Origin of the sequence: Streptomyces sp. NPDC049597 (assembly GCF_040675505.1) — a bacterium.
In the GTDB taxonomy this organism is placed as follows: domain Bacteria; phylum Actinomycetota; class Actinomycetes; order Streptomycetales; family Streptomycetaceae; genus Streptomyces.
The window spans coordinates 122,713-139,032 of record NZ_JBFAOY010000015.1; the positions used below are offsets into that span (position 1 = coordinate 122,713).

A 16,320-nucleotide genomic window follows, 5' to 3' on the forward strand; every position below is an offset into this window, starting at 1 on the left:
TGTGACACCGGGCGCGTGTATGAGCCGGAGCTCAGTTGTCGCGCTTCTCCTTGATCTTGGCAGCCTTGCCGCGCAGGTCGCGCAGGTAGTACAGCTTGGCGCGACGGACGTCACCACGGGTGACGAGCTCGATCTTCTCGAAGATCGGGCTGTGCACCGGGAAGGTGCGCTCGACGCCGACGGAGAAGGAGACCTTGCGGACCGTGAAGGTCTCGCTCACGCCCGCGCCCTGGCGGCGGATGACGACGCCCTTGAACTGCTGGATACGGGAGCGGTTGCCCTCGATGACGCGAACGTGGACGTTCACGGTGTCACCGGGACGGAAGGCCGGGACGTCGGTGCGCAGCGAAGCCGCGTTGACGCTGTCGAGCAGGTGAGCCATGGTGGTCTGCTTCCTCGCCGATGCCACAGGTCATCGACGGAATGTCGTGATGAGAAGGGGTGCCTCAGCCGGGCGGGCGTCGTTCCCCCTGTGGCAGGGGCGCCGGCCGGACGTACAGCAGCGGCTCATTCTTCCATGGCCTCGGGCCTGCGCCAAAATCGGCCGCCGGGATCCGGGGCCCAGCCGAGCAGGGAGAGGATCTCCCTGTCCTTCTTGTCGAAGGCCGCGGGGTCGCAACGCTCTAGGAGATCGGGCCTGTTGAGGGCCGTACGGCGGAACGCCTCGTCCCGCCGCCAGCGCGCGATCTTGCCGTGGTGGCCGCTGACCAGCACGTCCGGGATCGCGCGTCCGCGCCACACGGGGGGCTTGGTGTAGACGGGCCCTTCCAGCAGATTGGCCATGGCGCCGGGCGCGAAGGAGTCGTCCCGGTGCGACTCGGCGTTGCCGAGGACGCCGGGGAGCAGCCGGGCCACGGCCTCCGTGACGACCAGGACGGCCGCCTCGCCGCCCGCCAGCACGTAGTCGCCGATGGAGACCTCGTACACCGGCATGCGGGTCGCGTACTCGTCGACGACCCGGCGGTCGATGCCCTCGTAGCGGGCGGGCGTGAAGATGAGCCAGGGCCGCTCGGAGAGCTCGACGGCGATTTCCTGGGTGAAGGGGCGGCCGCTGGGCGTCGGGACGACGAGGACGGGGCCATGGGCGCCCGACTCGTAGCCGTTCGCGAGGACCTCGTCCAGGGCGTCGCCCCACGGATCGGTCTTCATGACCATGCCGGGGCCGCCGCCGTACGGGGTGTCGTCGACCGTGTGGTGGCGGTCGTACGTCCAGTCGCGCAGGTCGTGCACGTGGACGCCGAGCTGTCCGCGGGCGCGCGCCTTGCCGACGAGGGAGACGTTCAGCGGCTCCAGGTACTCGGGGAAGATCGTGACGACGTCGAGCCGCATCAGGACTCGTCCTCGCGGCTGGACGCGATCTCGGCCTCGCTGTCGTCGATGAGGCCGGGCGGCGGGTCGATGACGGCCTTCTGCTCGGCCAGGTCGATCTCGGTGACGATCTCCTCGACGAACGGGATCATCACCTCGCTGCCGTCGGGCCGCTCGACGATGAACAGGTCCTGCGAGGGCAGGTGGCTGATCTCGGTGATGCGCCCGATCTCCGTGCCGTCCGCGAGCACCACGTCGAGGTCCATCAGCTGGTGGTCGTAGTACTCGTCCGGGTCCTCGGGAAGCTCCTCGGGGTCCACCTCCGCGATCAGCAGCGTGTTGCGCAGGGCCTCGGCGGCGTTGCGGTCGCGCACGCCCTCGAAGCGCAGCAGGAGCCGGCCGCTGTGCACCCGGCCCGACTCGATCGTCAGCGGTCCCGCGGCGGCCGGGTCGGTGGCCAGTACGGCGCCGGGGCCGAGCCGCAGTTCCGGCTCGTCCGTGCGCACCTCGACGGTGACCTCGCCCTTGATGCCATGGGCGCGGCCGATCCGCGCCACTACCAGCTGCACGCTTGTCTCTCCTTCGATACGACGACGGGCCGGGGCGGGCCCGTAAGCCCTCCCCGGCCCGAGCCGGTGCTGCGGGGATCCGGGGAACTCCCGGATCCACATTCACCTTCGATCAGCGGACCTGGTCCACATCGACGAGGTCGACGCGGATGCCACGGCCGCCGATGGCGCCCACGACGGTACGCAGTGCGCGCGCGGTGCGACCGTTGCGGCCGATCACCTTACCGAGGTCGTCGGGGTGCACCCGGACCTCCAGCACGCGGCCGCGACGCAGGTTGCGCGAGGCGACCTGCACATCGTCCGGGTTGTCGACGATGCCCTTCACGAGGTGCTCGAGAGCCTCCTCGAGCATGCTCAGGCCTCGGTCGACTCGGCGGGAGCGGCCTCGGCCTCGTCCGCCTTCTTGTCGGCCTTCTTCGCCTTCGGGGTGATGGCCTCACCCTTGGCGTCGTCGCCCTCCAGAGCCTTGGCGAAGGCGTCGAAGGAGGCGCGCTTGTCCTCCTTGGTCGCCGGGGCCAGCAGCGGCTTCTCCGGAGCCGGCAGGCCCTTGGCCTTCTGCCAGTCGCCGGTGAGCTTCAGGATGGCGAGGACCGGCTCGGTCGGCTGGGCGCCGACGGACAGCCAGTACTGCGCACGCTCCGAGTCGACCTCGATGCGCGACGGGTTGTACGTCGGGTGGTAGAGGCCGATCTCCTCGATGGCCCGGCCGTCACGGCGGGTACGGGAGTCGGCGACGACGATGCGGTAGTGGGGCTGGCGAATCTTGCCGAGACGCTTCAGCTTGATCTTGACTGCCACGGGAGTGGTGTCTCCTGGTCTTGACGTGGTTGGGCACAACGAGATGCCACGTGGGGTTGCGGTACTCGGGTGCCCGATGGACGCGTCAGCCGGAGGCGAGAGGGTTCCTGTGCGGCTGTCGAGTACAGCTAGCCATTGTGCCATACGCGCGCGGCGGCATCTCATCCGCCCGGTACGCCGCGACCGCCCCGGACGCCGCCCGAACGAAGGCAGGAGAAAGCGAGCCGGCGGGTGGACGCGCCCGCTCACGCGAGCACCGCCGTGCCGCCGGCGCCGGTACGCCGGTCAGCTCGCGGCGCCGACCGCCTCCGGGATGCGGAACGGCTTCCCGCATCCTCCGCAGACGATGGGCGCCTGGGCGAGGACCGAGGGCACCACTCGGACGTTGCGGCCGCAGTCGCAGACGGCCTTCACCCGCACGCCTCCGCCCGAGGAGCCGTGCCGGGCGGCCGGTCCGCGGAAGGAGCGCTTGGTGTCGGAGGCCGTCGCTGCCGTGTGCGCCTTGAGCGCGCGCTGCAGCCGCTCGATCGTCGGACGGTAGCGCCGCTTGGCCTCGGAGTTGAGGACGACCAGCGAGAAACCGCTGCTCGGGTGCGGCTCCTCCACGTGGTCCAGGCCCATCTCCTCGGCGATCGCGAGGAACCGTCGATTGTGGTAGCGGCCGGCGCGGGAGGTGTCGCGGACGCCTCTCGCGGCGGCGATGCCGTGGACTGCCTCGTGGAGCAGCCGCTCGAAGGAGAGCTCGGCGCCGCAGGCGGACGACGACTCTCCGATCAGGGACTCGGGCGCGGCAAGATCCGGCAGCTCGGGGTGGTGCCGCTGAATGTCGGCCCACGCCTGTGCCAGCTCTGCGGCGAGAACAGGTGGTGTCGTGCTCACGTCGTGATAACGAGCCGGAAGCCCGCCGGGTTCCATTCCGGGGCATCCCAAATAATTTGCACGTACCCGTCAGTTGCCGTTGATGCGTCCTGACGCGGGCGGGTGCGCTGATCTGCGGAGAAGCCTCGCACCTCACACCAAGCCGGTACGTAGCGCGCGTCGGCGAAACGCCACCGCGGGCGTACGCCCCGGCGCGCGGGCGGGCCCGTCGCGCCGGGGCGCGCTGCCACAGGGCGGCGCCGTCAGTAGGCGCGGGCCACGATCGCGACAGTACCGGGCGCGTCATCGGACTCGGGCACCGACCCGTCCTCCGCGACCAGGCAGCGTACCGACACCGCCTGTTCCGCGAGCGCGGCCTCGCCCTCCTCGCCCAGGGTGGCCCAGGGGATGCGGGCCCAGCCGCCCGCCGTGGCGGCCTCGGCGGCCTCGGCGACGGTCGAGACGTCGGTGGTGCGGTCCTCGCGCCGCCGGCGGGACTGCTCGAGCAGCAGCGCCTGGTCGTCGTCGAGCACCTTGGGCAGCAGCGCGGTGAGCGACTCGGTGGTCACCGGCTCCTTGCCTCCCGGGATCCGGCGCGCCAGCATCGCGGTGCCCGCCGCAAGGTCGCGCGGGCCGATCTCGATCCGTACGGGTACGCCCTTGAGCTCCCAGTCCACCGCCCGGCGGCCGAAGGGGGTGTCCACGCGGTCGTCGACGTGCACGCGCAGGCCGGCCGCCTTGAGCGTCTCGCCCACCTCGCGGACCTTGGCGACCGCCTCGTCGCCCTTGATCGCCATCACGACGACCTGAACCGCCGCGAGCCGGGGCGGGACGCGCAGTCCGTTGTCGTCGCCGTGCGACATGATCAGCCCGCCGACCATCCGGGTCGAGGTCCCCCAGGAGGTCTGCCAGACGAGCTCCTGGTGTCCCTCTCCGGAGAGGTAGGTGGTGTTGAATGCCTTGGCGAAATTGGTGCCGAGCTCATGGCTCGTGCCCATCTGCAGGGCCTTGCCGTCGCCCATCATCCCTTCCAGGGTGAGCGTGTTGACGGCTCCGGCGAACCGCTCCCTGGGCGTCTTGCGGCCGAGCACGACGTCGATGCCGAGCACATTGACCATGAAGTCCGCGTAGACGTCCCGGTGGATGTACGCCGCGTAGTCGCGGGCGTCCTCGTAGGTGGCGTGCGCGGTGTGGCCCTCCTGCCAGAGGAACTCGGTGGTGCGCAGGAACACCCGGGGGCGCATCTCCCAACGCACCACGTTCGCCCACTGGTTGATCAGCAGCGGCAGATCGCGGTAGCTCTGGACCCACTTCGAGAAGTAGTCGTTGATGATCGTCTCGGAGGTCGGCCGCACCACCACGGGCTCCTCGAGGTCCTTGCCCCCTCCGTGGGTGACCACGGCGAGCTCGGGGGCGAAGCCCTCGACGTGCTCAGCCTCACGAGTCAGGTAAGACTGGGGGATGAAGAGCGGGAAGTAGGCGTTCTGAGCGCCCGCGGCCTTGATGCGGGCGTCCATCTCCTGCTGCATCCGCTCCCACAGGCCGTAGCCGTACGGCCGGATGACCATGGTGCCGCGCACCGGGCCGTTGTCCGCCAGTTCGGCTTTGTTGATCAGATCCTGGTACCAGCGCGGGAAGTCCTCCGCCTGAGGCGTCAGGACAGGTGTCTTGGCCATGGCGCGCATGGTACGGCGGTCCGGGACCGGATCGGGAATCGGCCAGGCGGGCCCGGGCGCACGCCTCGGGCGCGCAAGCAGTGCGGCACGACCCCTGGACGTGGGGGCGCACGCGCAGTTCCCTGGCATACGGGGGGCGCGGCGAAAGCGCACGGGGGGTTTTGCTTCAGGGCACAACCGACTCCTTCGGCGGAATGGGGCGCACAGATGACATCCACGCTCGTCCGGCACCGACCCCACGCGGCGTCGGCGTCCTCTGCTCAGGCGTGCGAACGGGCCCGTGACTGGGCCGAGATCCAGGAACGGATGCTGGTGCCGCTGTACGAAGCCGTCTACGAGCGCCTGGAGGTCGGTGCGGGCTCCAGGCTGCTGGGCCTCGCCTGCGGCTCCGGTCTCGCGCTGCTGATCGCCGCTCAGCGCGGCGCCGCGGTGAGCGGGACGGACACGGACCGCGAGCGGCTGGCCCTCGCACGCGAGCGGATGAGCGCCCCCGACTCCCCCGCGCAGGCCGCGCGCCTGTTCGACGGCGAGGCCGGGGCCGCGGCCGATCAGGGCCGCCCCCCGTACAACCTGGTCACGGTCTTCCAGCCGATCGGCTGCCGGGCCGGTGACGCGGACGGGCTCGGCGCGGCGCTGCGGAGCGCCGTCGCGCTGGCGGAGCGCGGCAGTGCCGTGGTGCTCACCGGCTGGGGCCCGCCGGAGCGGTGCGCCAGTTCGGGGGTGCTGCGCGTGGCGGAGGGGCATTCCGGCCGGACGCGCGCCGAGGAGGGGCGCTGGCGGCCGGCGCTGCGCGACGACCTGGAGGATGTGGCGGCTCGGGCCGGACTGCGGCCGGACGGCTCGGGGCGGGTGGCGTGCCCCTTCGGGTACGCCGACGTGGACAGCGCCGTGCGCGGCCTGCTGTCCACCGGGCTGTACGACGCCGCTGTACGTGACAGCGACCAGGCGCAGGTGGAGAAGGAGATCGCCGAGGCGCTGCACCCGCATGTGCGGCCCGACGGGACGGTCTGGATGCCGAACGTCTTCCGCTACCTGATCACCCGCACGCCCTGACCCCGTACGCGAAGGGGCCCGCGACCGGATCGGTCGCGGGCCCCTTCGCGTACGGGACCGGTGGGCCTCAGCCCATGAACTTCTTGAACTCGTCCGGCAGTTCGAAGTCCTGACCGGGCTGGCCGGCGGGCAGGCCGAACGCGCCGCCCTGGGCGGCCTGTTCGCGCCGGGCCGCGGCCGCTGCCTCCTCGGCCTTGCGCTTCATCGGGTTGCCGCTCTTGCGCTTGCCCTTGGCCTGCTTCTGCTGCTTCTTCTGCCGGCCGGGGCCGCCGCCCATGCCCGGGATGCCGGGCATGCCGGGCATCCCGCCGCCCTGGGCCATGCGGGACATCATCTTGCGCGCCTCGAAGAACCGCTCGACCAGCGACTTGACCGCGCTGACCTCCACGCCCGAACCCTTGGCGATACGGGCGCGCCGCGAGCCGTTGATGATCGTGGGGTCGTGGCGCTCGCCCGGGGTCATCGACTTGATGATCGCGGCCGTGCGGTCCACGTCGCGCTCGTCGATGTTGTTGATCTGCTCCTTCATCTGCGCCATGCCGGGCAGCATGCCGAGCAGCTTGGAGATGGAGCCCATCTTGCGGACCTGCTCCATCTGGGCCAGGAAGTCGTCGAGCGTGAACTCCTTGCCCTTGCTGCTCGCCAGCTTGGAGGCCATCTTGGCGGCCTCTTCCTGGCTGAAGGTCTGCTCGGCCTTCTCGATGAGCGAGAGCATGTCGCCCATGCCGAGGATGCGGGACGCCATGCGGTCCGGGTGGAACGCGTCGAAGTCGTCCAGCTTCTCGCCGTTGGAGGCGAACATGATCTGCTTGCCGGTGACCTGCGCGATGGAGAGCGCGGCACCGCCTCGGGCGTCGCCGTCCAGCTTGGACAGCACCACGCCGTCGAAGCCGACGCCGTCGCGGAACGCCTCCGCGGTGTTGACGGCGTCCTGACCGATCATCGCGTCGACGACGAAGAGGATCTCGTCGGGCGAGACCGCGTCGCGGATGTCCGCGGCCTGCTGCATCATCTCGGCGTCGATGCCGAGGCGGCCGGCGGTGTCGACGATGACGATGTCGTACTGCTTGCCGCGCGCGTACTCGATCGAGTCCTTGGCGACCTGGACCGGGTCGCCGACGCCGTTGCCCGGCTGGGGGCCGTAGAAGGCCACGCCGGCGCGCTCGGCGACGACGCCGAGCTGCGTGACGGCGTTGGGGCGCTGGAGGTCACACGCGACGAGGAGCGGGGAGTGGCCCTGGCCCTTGAGCCAGAGACCGAGCTTTCCGGCCAGGGTGGTCTTACCGGCACCCTGCAGACCGGCGAGCATGATCACGGTCGGCGAGGTCTTGGCGAACCGCAGGCGGCGGGTCTCGCCGCCGAGGATGCCGATGAGCTCCTCGTTGACGATCTTGATGACCTGCTGGGCGGGGTTCAGCGCCTGGGAGACCTCGGCACCGCTCGCCCGCTCCTTGACCTGCTTGATGAAGGAACGGACCACGGGGAGCGCGACGTCCGCCTCGAGCAGCGCGATACGGATCTCACGTGCCGTGGCGTCGATGTCGGCCTCGCTGAGGCGGCCCTTGCCCCGGAGGTTCTTGAATGTCGCTGCAAGGCGGTCGGAGAGGGTATCGAACACGGCGGTCGCGGGTCCTCGAGGTCGGAAGCGGGCGGTCGGTCGCCCCCCAGGGTATCGGGCCGGGCGAGTACGCAGCAGACACGGGCACCGCCCGGCCTGACCCCCGCTACGCGCGCAACGCGCTCTCCAGGGCCCGCGCCACGTCGGCGGCCTCGGAGGGGGACAGCGGGGAGCCCTGCGGATCGGTGACGTAGAAGGCGTCGACCGCGTTCGCGCCGAGCGTGGACACGTGTGCGCTGCGCACGCGGACCGCCGCGCCCTCCAGGGCCCGGCCGATGCGGTGGAGCAGGCCCGGGGCGTCCTGGGCGCGGACCTCGATGACCGTCGCGCGGCGCGAACCGGCCGGGGCGAGCGTCACCCGGGGCGGCGGCGCCGTCAGGCCTCGCCGCCGGGGGTAGGCGGCCTCGCGCTCGGCCAGGCGGCTTCGGATGTCCAGGGAGCCGTCCAGAGCGCGGACGAGGTCGGCACGCAGCCTGGCGGCCTGCGGAAGCGATCCGTACTCGGCCGCCACCCGCCAGTCGAGCACGAGGACCGCGCCGTCGCCCAGTTCGTCCGGCAGCTCGATGGCACGCAGGTCGGCCGCGCGGACGGTGAGACGGTGCAGCGCGAGGACGCCGGCGACGGCGGGCAGGACGCCGGGCTGGTCGGGCAGGGCGATCAGCAGCTCGACGCCGACCGGTTCCGCCTCGCCATCCTCCTGGGGTGCGGTGGCCTGGGTGTGCAGGGCGAGGACGGGCTCCCTGGTCCGCAGGGCCTCGACGGCGAGACGTTCCTGCTCGGCGCTGGGGGCCTGCTCCTCCGGCTCGGGCGGCGCGTCGCCCGCGAGGACGGCGGCCACGCGCCGCACCAGGTCCGCCACGAGCGAGCCGCGCCAGGACGACCAGGCCGCCGGTCCGGTCGCGAGGGCGTCGGCCTCGGTGAGGGCGTGCAGCAGCTCCAGCGTGCCCAGGGAGCCGACCACGGAGGCGACGGAGGCGACGGTGGCCGGATCGTCCAGGTCGCGCCGGGTCGCGGTCTCTACGAGCAGCAGATGGTGGCGTACGAGCGTGGCGACGACCTCGACGTCCGCGCGGTCGAAGCCGATCCTGGCGGCGACGTCGCGGGCGATGGTCTCACCCGCCACGGAGTGGTCGCCGGGCCAGCCCTTGCCGATGTCGTGGAGCAGCGCGGCGACCAGCAGCAGGTCCGGGCGGCCGACGCGGCGGGTCAGCGCGGACGCCTTGACGGCGGTCTCGACGAGATGGCGGTCGACGGTCCAGGTGTGCACGGCGTTGCGCTGCGGCCGGCAGCGCACCCGCTCCCAGTCGGGCAGCAGCCTGGTGATCAGGCCCTCGGCCTCCAGCGCCTCCCAGACGGGGACGGTCGGCTCCCCCGCGCCGAGCAGGGTGACCAGTTCCTCGCGGGCCTCGGCGGGCCAGGGCACGGGCAGCGGGTGCGTGCCCGCCGCCTGGGCCAGGCGGCGCACCGCGTGCCGGGAGACGGTCAGGTCTGCCTGCGCCGCCGCGGCGGCGGCACGCAGCACCAGGACCGGGTCGCGGTCGGGCCGCGCGGTGCGGGCGAGTACGACCTCGCCGTCCTGCTCGACGACACCTTCGGCGAGCGGGGTGCGTTCGGGCTGGACGCTCCGCCCGCCGCTGAGCATGGCGCGCAGCCGGGGGCGTACGGCGCGGGACCGCAGCACCCGGCCGACCTCGCGCCAGGTGACGTCGCTGGCGTACGAGACGGTCCGCGCGGCCTCGTACACCTGGCGCAGCAGGGCGTCGGCGTCGAGGAGGCCCAGCTCGGCGGCGACCTGGTCCTGTTCCTGGAGGGCGAGGCGGTCGGTGGCCCGTCCGGTGGTCAGGTGGAGCGCGTCGCGGACGTCGAGAAGGGTGCGGCGGGCCTCGGCGAGGCCCTCGCGGGGGGCGTCGGCGAGCCAGGAGGCGGCGACGGCACGCAGGGCGGTCACGTCGCGCAGGCCGCCGCGGGCCTCCTTGAGGTCGGGTTCGAGCAGGTACTGGAGTTCGCCCTGGCGGGTGGCCCGCTCGCGGCACAGTTCGTCGAGCTCGGGCAGGCGCTTGGGGGCCTGGTTGCGCCAGTCGGCGAGTACGGCGGTGCGCAGGGAGGCCACCAGCCCGAGGTCGCCGGCGACGGCGCGTGCGTCGAGGAGGCCGAGCTGCACCTTGAGGTCCTCGCCCGCGGTGCTGCGGGCCTCGGCCGGGGTGCGTACGGAGTGGTCGAGCGCGAGGCCCAGGTCCCAGACCGGGTACCAGATCCGGTCGGCGACCGCGGCGACGGCCGCGGGGTCCGCGCTGCCGTCGTGCAGGAGGAGCAGGTCGAGGTCGCTGCGCGGCGAGAGTTCGCCGCGTCCGTAACCGCCGACGGCGACGAGCGCCGCGCCCCGCACCCCGGTCTCCAGGACCGCGGCGGCGAACTGGGCGGCCAGCCAGTCGTCGGTCAGTGCGGCGAGCGCCGCACGGCGCGGCGGCCCGGGCTGCGCCTTCTCGCGGAGAAGGCGCAGCCGGGCCGCCGCGTAGCCGCTGGGGTCCGAGCTTTCCGATTCACTGATCACGTCGAGACTCACCCAGCAGCTCCTGTTCGTGGTGGGGTCAGAGGGCGTCGGGGCCGCGTTCGCCCGTGCGGACCCTGACCGCGGTGTCGACCGGCACGCTCCAGACCTTGCCGTCACCGATCTTGCCGGTGCGCGCGGCCTTGACGATCACCTCCACGAGCTGTTCGGCGTCGTCGTCCTCGACCAGCACCTCGATGCGGATCTTGGGGACGAGGTCGACGGTGTACTCGGCGCCCCGGTAGACCTCGGTGTGGCCGCGCTGCCGGCCGTAGCCGCTGGCCTCGGTGACCGTGAGCCCCTGGACGCCGAAGGCCTGCAGGGCCTCCTTGATCTCGTCCAGCCGGTGCGGCTTCACGACTGCGGTGATGAGCTTCATGCGTCCACCTTCTTGTTCTCGGCTGCTGCGACGGCGTCCGCGGGTGCGGGTGCGGCCTTGCGGGAGCCCGTACCGCCGCCCGCGCCGCTGAAGTCGTACGCGGTCTCGGCGTGCTCGACCTGGTCGATACCGGAGACCTCGTCGTCCTCGGAGACCCTCATGCCGATCGTCTTGTCGAGGACGAAGGCGAGGACCGCGGAGACCACCAGAGAGTAGGCGAGGACCGCGAAGACACCGATGGCCTGCTTGACCAGCTGGTCGAAGCCGCCGCCGTAGAAGAGGCCCTTGACGTCGGACTGGACGCCGCCGGTGGCGAAGAAGCCCACGAGCAGGGAGCCGATGACACCGCCGACGAGGTGGACGCCGACGACGTCGAGGGAGTCGTCGTAGCCGAACCGGAACTTCAGGCCGACGGCCATGGCGCACAGCAGACCGGCGATGGCGCCGACCGCGATCGCGCCGAGCGGGGACACGGCGCCGCCGGACGGGGTGATGGCGACCAGGCCGGCGACCGCGCCGGAGGCGGCACCGAGGGTGGTGAAGGCACCGTGGCGGATCTTCTCGTAGAGGAGCCAGGCGAGCATCGCGGCGGCGGTGGCGACCTGCGTGTTGACGAACATCACCGCGCCGACGCCGTCGTCGTTGCCGAGCCACGAGCCGGCGTTGAAGCCGAACCAGCCGAACCACAGGAGGCCGGCGCCGAGCATCACGAGCGGGAGGCTGTGCGGGCGCATCGGGTCCTTCTTGAATCCGACGCGCTTGCCGATGACGAGGATGACGCCGAGGGCGGCCGCACCGGCGTTGATGTGCACGGCCGTGCCACCGGCGAAGTCGATGACGCCCATCTCGAACAGCCAGCCGCCGGCACCCCACACCCAGTGCGCGACCGGGAAGTACACGACGGTGGCCCACAGGGTGATGAACAGGGCCCATGCGGTGAACTTCACGCGGTCGGCCAGCGCACCGCTGATCAGCGCGGGCGTGATGATCGCGAACATCAGCTGGAAGACGGCGAAGACATACACGGGGATGGTGTAGCCGTCCCACAGCTCGGTGATCCCGATTCCGCTGAGGCCGACATAGTCGGAGCTCCAGCCGATGAGGGAGCCGGAATCGGTGCCGAAGGCAAGGCTGAAGCCGTACAGCACCCAGAGGATGGTGACGATCCCGAGGCTGATGAAGCTCATCATCAGCATGTTCAGGGTGCTCTTGACCCGGACCATGCCTCCGTAGAAGAAGGCCAGGCCAGGCGTCATGAGCATCACCAGGGCGGAACAGATGAGCATGAACCCTGTGTTGGCGGCAGACAGCTCGGGGGCGTCTGCGGCAAGGGTCGAGATGCCTGGGGGCATCGGCGTCTCCTCGTCGTCGTGCGGCCGCGTGCGGGCGGAGCCAGTGCGGTAGAGCGGGCCGGTTATGCGCCATGAGGTTGGCGCAGCGCGGTTTCCGCCGATGCCGCTCGATGTTTCGCGGCCGTGACGAAGGGGTCCTGCGTGTTACGTCGTCATGAACGGACTGATCGCCGAGGGGGCCCGGGCGTACCCTCTGGCCCCTCGCGGAGCCGGCCACGACACCCACCCGGAAGACCTGGCACAGGGGGAGCCGAGCCGGACAGTCCGGGGGTGGGGCGCCGCGGCCGGGGTGTGCGCCCGCCCGTCAGACCGCTTCGGCGGTCTCGGGCAGCTGAGCGGTGAGGCGGTCGGTGAACCAGGCGACCTCGGGGACGTCCCCGAAGTCCCTGGCGGCCGTGTCGACGGTCTTGCGGAGCCGGTTGTTGACCCGCTCGGAGCGGACCTTCCTCGCGACCCCGAGTGCCTGGTCCGCCAGGGCGGTGGCCTGCTCCGGCTCCTTCTTCAGCAGGTGCACGGTGGCCATGCCGATCAGGTTGAGTGCGTACGACCGCTGGTGCTCCGCGTCGCGGCCGAAGAGGTCGACGGCACGCCGCATGACCGGCTCGGACAAGGAGGCGTAGGTGGGGCTGCGGCCCGCGACGTAGGCGAGGTCGCGGTAGGAGTGGGCGTTCTCGCCGTTGAGCTCGGCCTCGGAGAAGAAGCGGATCCAGTCGGGCTCGGGCTCGTTGTCGAGGCCGACGTCGGCGAAGGTGTCCTCGGCCATCCGCACGGCCCGCTTGCACTTGCTGGGCTGGCCCATGTTGGCGTAGGCGCGGGCCTCCATCGCATACAGCATGGCCTGGGTGCGGGCGGTGGCACAGTCGCGGCTTCCGTACTGCGCGAGGTGGATGAGCTCCAGGGCGTCGTCGGGCCGGCCGAGATGGATCATCTGCCGGCTCATCGAGGACAGGATGTACGAGCCCAGCGGCTTGTCACCGGCCTCCTTGGAGGCGTGCAGCGCGAGGACGAAGTACTTCTGCGCGGTGGGCTGGAGTCCCACGTCGTAGCTCATCCAGCCGGCGAGCTGGGCCAGCTCGGCGGCGACCTTGAAGAGCCGGCGCGCGGTGGCGGAGGGCTGGGGCTCCTGGAGGAGGTCGGTGACCTCGTGAAGCTGGCCGACGACCGCCTTGCGCCGCAGTCCGCCGCCGCACTGGGCGTCCCACTTGCGGAACATGACGGTGGTGGACTCCAGCAGGTCCAGCTCGGGGCCCGACAGCCGGGCCGGTCTGCGCAGGGGGGTGGGCGACTCCTGGCGCGCCGCGCCCTCCCCCGGGGTGGGCACGAGCCAGCGCTGCATCGGCTCGACGAGTGCGGGACCCGCGGAGAGGGCGAGCGAGGTGCCGAGGAAGCCGCGGCGGGCCAGCATCAGATCGCTGCGGGAGAACTCGCTGAGCAGGCTCACGGTCTGGTCGCCCGCCCAGGGCAGGTCGACCCCGGACACGGCGGGTGCCTGGTGCGCGGTGCGCAGACCGAGGTCCTCGATGGCGACGACGCTGCCGAACCGCTCGGAGAAGAGCTCGGACAGGATGCGCGGGATGGGCTCGCGGGGCTGTTCGCCGTCGAGCCAGCGGCGCACGCGGGAGGTGTCCGTGCTGATGTGGTGGGCGCCGATCTGGCGTGCCCTGCGGTTCACCTGGCGCGCGAGCTCGCCCTTCGACCAGCCGCTCCGCAGGAACCACGAGTTCAGCTGCTCGTTCGGGCGCTTGCCGGTGCTCGTACCGTCTGCGCCGCTGCCGCTCACCTGGGTGCCCCCATCCGCCGATGCCCTGTCGCCCGAACCCCTACCAGAATGCCGTGGGTCACAGCCTCCGGTGACCCGCTTGCACGCGCTCGCGGTGGTGCCGTGTTGCCTCTGGCATACCCACCGGTGCACTGCACATGCGGGGTGCGTGTACTGAACGTAATCCTACGATCACGGCCTCAGCGAGTGGGATTGCAGAAACGCCACCATTCGCCACCCCTCCGAGTGAACTCACTTGCGGTCAGGCGCGATTCACTTGACACAGCACGATTCCAGGGGTGGTGCAGTGTCGCACGGGCAGGCGCGTGTCGCACGCCGCACTCTCCCCGACGCCACCGCGCGCCGCCGGGAGCCGGCCGTCGGCGACGCAGCGTCACCGGCGAGTCCCGGCTCGTAACCACCGGCACGTCCGACCCGTTGGAGGGGGCATGGGCTTCACGATCGGCGGCACCCGGGGGATCAGTCAGATCCGGTCCGGCTCCCGGCGCCGCGGACGCATGACGGAGGCCACCGCGGTGGCCGAGTACACCGGACTGTGGGGCTGGTCCGTGATTCCGGGAGCGCGCGCGGCCGCGGGCCGGTGCTCCTGCGGCGACCCCGGGTGCGCCGCGCCGGGCGCCCATCCCCTCGCCTTCGCGCTCGAGGTCCCGGCCGGGGCCACGCTCGACGAGGCCGCGAAGGCATGGTCGGAGGTACCGGGCGCGGCGCTGATGCTGCCCGTGGGCCGCACTTTCGACGTCCTCGACGTGGCGGCCCCGGCGGGGCACCACGCGATGGTACGCATGGAGCGCATGGGCCTGCGGCTCGGTCCGGTGTCCCAGACCCCCGACGGCCGCTGCCAGTTCCTCGTGGCGCCGGGCGCCGCGGCCGGGCTGCCGCGCCTGCTGTACCGGATGGGCTGGGACGACGCCGACCTGGACCTGCGCTGCCTGGGGCCCGGCGACCACATCACCGCCCCGCCGTCCGACCGCGGCGGCCTCGGACCGGTGCGGTGGCTGCGCGCGCCGTCCCCGGACACGGCGGTGGCACCGCCCGAGGCCCGGCTGCTGCTCGGCACGCTCGCGTACATCTGCCACCGCAGTCCCTGAGTCCCCGCCCGGACACACAAGGGGGCCCGGCCGCGTCGTACGCGGCCGGGCCCCTGTGACGTGAGCGGGTCAGTCCCCGATGAGCGCGTCGACGAACGCCTCCGGCTCGAACGGAGCCAGGTCGTCCGCGCCCTCGCCCAGACCGACGAGCTTCACCGGTACGCCCAGCTCGCGCTGGACCGCGACGACGATGCCGCCCTTGGCCGTGCCGTCCAGCTTGGTGAGCACGATGCCGGTGATGTCCACGACCTCGGCGAAGACGCGCGCCTGCACCAGACCGTTCTGACCGGTCGTGGCGTCCAGGACCAGCAGGACCTCGTCCAGCGGGCCGTGCTTCTCCACGACGCGCTTGACCTTGCCGAGCTCGTCCATCAGGCCCGTCTTGGTGTGCAGCCGGCCCGCGGTGTCGATGAGCACGACGTCCGCGCCCTCGGCGATGCCCTCCTTGACCGCGTCGAACGCGATCGAGGCCGGGTCGCCGCCCTCGGGCCCGCGGATGGTGCGGGCGCCGACGCGCTCGCCCCAGGTCTGCAGCTGGTCGGCGGCGGCGGCGCGGAAGGTGTCGGCGGCGCCGAGGACCACGGAGCGGCCGTCGGCCACGAGCACGCGGGCGAGCTTGCCGGTGGTGGTGGTCTTCCCCGTGCCGTTGACGCCGACGACCATGACGACGCCGGGGGTGTCGAGGCCGCTCTCGGTCTTGACCGCGCGGTCCAGGTCGGTGCCGACGAGCGTGAGCAGCTCCTCGCGGAGCAGGGTGCGCAGCTCCTGGGGCGTACGGGTGCCCAGCACCTTCACGCGCTCGCGCAGCCGCTCGACGAGTTCCTGGGTCGGGGCGACGCCGACGTCCGCCGTGAGGAGGGTGTCCTCGATCTCCTCCCACGTGTCCTCGTCGAGGTGCTCGCGCGACAGCAGCGTGAGCAGTCCCTTGCCGAGGGAGTTCTGGGAGCGGGCGAGGCGCGCGCGCAGCCGGACGAGCCGGCCGGCGGTCGGCTCGGGAATCTCGATCTGCGGCGCGAGGGGCTCGGCGACGACCGGGTCCTCGACGGCGACCGGGGTCCCGACGGCCTCCTCGGCCGACGGGAGGTCGACCTCCTCGATGGTGCGGCGGGGTTCGTCCCGCGGCGTCTCCGCCTCGTCGCCGACGTGCGGCTCGGCGGGCGGAGCAGTGATGGTCGGCGTGCTCGACGGTGCCGGGGGCGGCAGCTTCTTCTTGCGGCTGCTGACCACGAGCCCGCTGATGGCGCCGATCGCGACCAGGGCGATGACTACAGCAAGGATGACGAATTCCATAAC

15 protein-coding genes are annotated in these 16,320 nt (G+C 71.9%); 2 read left to right on the plus strand and 13 right to left on the minus strand.

Annotated elements, in window-relative coordinates; all coding sequences use genetic code 11:
• Positions 1-31: 31 nt before the first annotated feature.
• The 7 genes from rplS to proS form a co-directional block, all read right to left on the minus strand.
• Positions 32-382, minus strand: a complete 351-nt coding sequence (gene rplS, locus AB0K02_RS19120; RefSeq protein WP_307713218.1) for a 50S ribosomal protein L19 — start codon at positions 380-382, stop codon at positions 32-34.
• 125 nt (positions 383-507) lie between these two features.
• A complete protein-coding gene (gene trmD, locus AB0K02_RS19125) occupies positions 508-1,329 on the minus strand; it encodes a tRNA (guanosine(37)-N1)-methyltransferase TrmD (protein WP_365993625.1) in 822 nt (273 codons plus the stop codon).
• A complete protein-coding gene (gene rimM / locus AB0K02_RS19130) occupies positions 1,329-1,877 on the minus strand; it encodes a ribosome maturation factor RimM (RefSeq protein WP_365993626.1) in 549 nt (182 codons plus the stop codon). The genes trmD and rimM overlap by 1 nt, the downstream gene beginning before the upstream one ends.
• Positions 1,878-1,989: 112 nt before the next feature.
• Positions 1,990-2,229, minus strand: a complete 240-nt coding sequence (locus tag AB0K02_RS19135) for an RNA-binding protein (RefSeq protein WP_005311361.1) — start codon at positions 2,227-2,229, stop codon at positions 1,990-1,992.
• A 2-nt stretch (positions 2,230-2,231) separates the two neighbouring features.
• The gene (gene rpsP / locus AB0K02_RS19140) at positions 2,232-2,675 is read right to left on the minus strand and encodes a 30S ribosomal protein S16 (protein WP_365993627.1); all 444 of its coding nucleotides are present in this window, start codon (positions 2,673-2,675) and stop codon (positions 2,232-2,234) included.
• Positions 2,676-2,960: 285 nt separating this feature from the next.
• Positions 2,961-3,590, minus strand: coding sequence for a hypothetical protein (locus tag AB0K02_RS19145; protein WP_365993628.1), 630 nt, complete (start codon positions 3,588-3,590; stop codon positions 2,961-2,963).
• 206 nt (positions 3,591-3,796) lie between these two features.
• Entirely contained in the window at positions 3,797-5,209 is a 1,413-nt protein-coding gene (gene proS, locus AB0K02_RS19150) for a proline--tRNA ligase (protein WP_365993629.1), read from the minus strand.
• Positions 5,210-5,416: 207 nt separating this feature from the next.
• Here proS and AB0K02_RS19155 point away from each other — a divergent pair, with 207 nt between their 5' ends.
• Entirely contained in the window at positions 5,417-6,262 is an 846-nt protein-coding gene (locus AB0K02_RS19155) for an SAM-dependent methyltransferase (RefSeq protein ID WP_365993630.1), read from the plus strand.
• 67 nt (positions 6,263-6,329) lie between these two features.
• Here AB0K02_RS19155 and ffh read toward each other — a convergent pair whose 3' ends face one another.
• From ffh to AB0K02_RS19180, 5 genes are all read right to left on the minus strand, one after another.
• The gene (gene ffh / locus AB0K02_RS19160; RefSeq protein WP_365993631.1) at positions 6,330-7,880 is read right to left on the minus strand and encodes a signal recognition particle protein; all 1,551 of its coding nucleotides are present in this window, start codon (positions 7,878-7,880) and stop codon (positions 6,330-6,332) included.
• A 106-nt stretch (positions 7,881-7,986) separates the two neighbouring features.
• Positions 7,987-10,443, minus strand: coding sequence for a [protein-PII] uridylyltransferase (locus AB0K02_RS19165; protein ID WP_365993632.1), 2,457 nt, complete (start codon positions 10,441-10,443; stop codon positions 7,987-7,989).
• A 25-nt stretch (positions 10,444-10,468) separates the two neighbouring features.
• Positions 10,469-10,807 carry a P-II family nitrogen regulator gene (locus AB0K02_RS19170; protein WP_365993633.1) on the minus strand — a complete coding sequence of 113 codons (339 nt, stop codon included), beginning with the start codon at positions 10,805-10,807 and terminating at the stop codon, positions 10,469-10,471.
• Positions 10,804-12,159 carry an ammonium transporter gene (locus AB0K02_RS19175; protein WP_365993634.1) on the minus strand — a complete coding sequence of 452 codons (1,356 nt, stop codon included), beginning with the start codon at positions 12,157-12,159 and terminating at the stop codon, positions 10,804-10,806. Before AB0K02_RS19175 ends, AB0K02_RS19170 begins: the two co-directional genes overlap by 4 nt.
• A gap of 304 nt (positions 12,160-12,463) precedes the next feature.
• The gene (locus AB0K02_RS19180; RefSeq protein ID WP_365993635.1) at positions 12,464-13,939 is read right to left on the minus strand and encodes a hypothetical protein; all 1,476 of its coding nucleotides are present in this window, start codon (positions 13,937-13,939) and stop codon (positions 12,464-12,466) included.
• 428 nt (positions 13,940-14,367) lie between these two features.
• Here AB0K02_RS19180 and AB0K02_RS19185 point away from each other — a divergent pair, with 428 nt between their 5' ends.
• A complete protein-coding gene (locus AB0K02_RS19185) occupies positions 14,368-15,027 on the plus strand; it encodes a bifunctional DNA primase/polymerase (RefSeq protein ID WP_365993636.1) in 660 nt (219 codons plus the stop codon).
• Between the two features lie 69 nt (positions 15,028-15,096).
• Here AB0K02_RS19185 and ftsY read toward each other — a convergent pair whose 3' ends face one another.
• Positions 15,097-16,317, minus strand: coding sequence for a signal recognition particle-docking protein FtsY (ftsY, locus tag AB0K02_RS19190; RefSeq protein ID WP_365993637.1), 1,221 nt, complete (start codon positions 16,315-16,317; stop codon positions 15,097-15,099).
• Positions 16,318-16,320 lie beyond the last annotated feature (3 nt).